This window comes from Hydrogenispora ethanolica, assembly GCF_004340685.1.
Taxonomy (GTDB): domain Bacteria; phylum Bacillota; class UBA4882; order UBA8346; family UBA8346; genus Hydrogenispora; species Hydrogenispora ethanolica.
Genome location: NZ_SLUN01000099.1, coordinates 1 through 1123 on the forward strand (window position 1 = coordinate 1; position 1123 = coordinate 1123).

Annotated in this window: 1 protein-coding gene; it reads left to right on the plus strand. The window is 57.3% G+C overall.

The window, feature by feature from the left end:
* Nucleotides 1-1113 (plus strand): elongation factor Tu (tuf, locus tag EDC14_RS26470; RefSeq protein ID WP_132018450.1); only part of this gene is annotated, 1113 nt, incomplete at its 5' end.
* Nucleotides 1114-1123 lie beyond the last annotated feature (10 nt).

Here is a 1123-nt window from a genome sequence, read left to right on the forward strand (position 1 = left end):
GCGATCACGCTCGTGTTATCGAAAGCAGGGAAAGCGAGTTTTGTGAAGTTCGACGAGATCGACAAAGCGCCGGAGGAAAAGGAACGCGGAATCACGATCAATACCGCACACGTGGAATACGAGACCGACAAACGGCACTATGCGCACGTGGACTGCCCGGGTCACGCCGACTACGTGAAGAACATGATCACCGGAGCGGCGCAGATGGACGGAGCCATCCTGGTCGTATCGGCGGCGGACGGTCCGATGCCGCAGACGCGGGAACACATCCTGTTGGCCCGTCAGGTCGGCGTGCCGTACATCGTAGTTTGGTTGAACAAAGTCGATATGGTGGACGATCCCGAATTAATCGAACTGGTGGAGATGGAGATCCGGGATCTGTTATCGCAATATGAATTTCCTGGAGACGAGATCCCGATCGTTCGGGGTTCGGGCCTGAAAGCGCTGGAATGTGGCTGCGGCAGCCGTGATTGCGAATGGTGCAGCAAAGTATGGGAACTGATGGATGCAGTGGACGCCTATGTACCGACGCCGGAACGGGCGACCGACAAACCGTTCCTGATGCCGGTGGAAGACGTATTCACCATCACCGGACGGGGCACCGTGGCGACCGGTAGAGTCGAGCGGGGCATCGTGAAAGTAGGAGACGAAGTCCAAATCATCGGCTTGGCCGAAGAAGTGAAAAAGACCGTCATCACCGGAGTGGAGATGTTCCGGAAACTGCTGGACCAAGCGGTGGCGGGAGACAACATCGGAGTGCTGCTGCGCGGCGTGGACCGGAAAGAAGTGGAACGGGGCCAGGTATTGGCGAAACCGGGATCGATCACCCCGCATACCAAGTTTGAAGGGGAAGTATACGTCCTGACCAAAGAAGAAGGCGGACGCCACACTCCGTTCTTCAACGGCTACCGTCCGCAATTCTACTTCCGGACGACCGACGTGACGGGAGTCGCGAATCTGCCGGCCGGGACGGAGATGGTAATGCCTGGCGATAACATCAAGATGAGCATCGAGCTGATTACGCCGATTGCGATGGAAGAAGGACTGCGGTTCGCCATTCGTGAAGGCGGACGGACCGTGGGCGCCGGCGTCGTTACCAAGATTATTGAGTAATCGAAGTGTT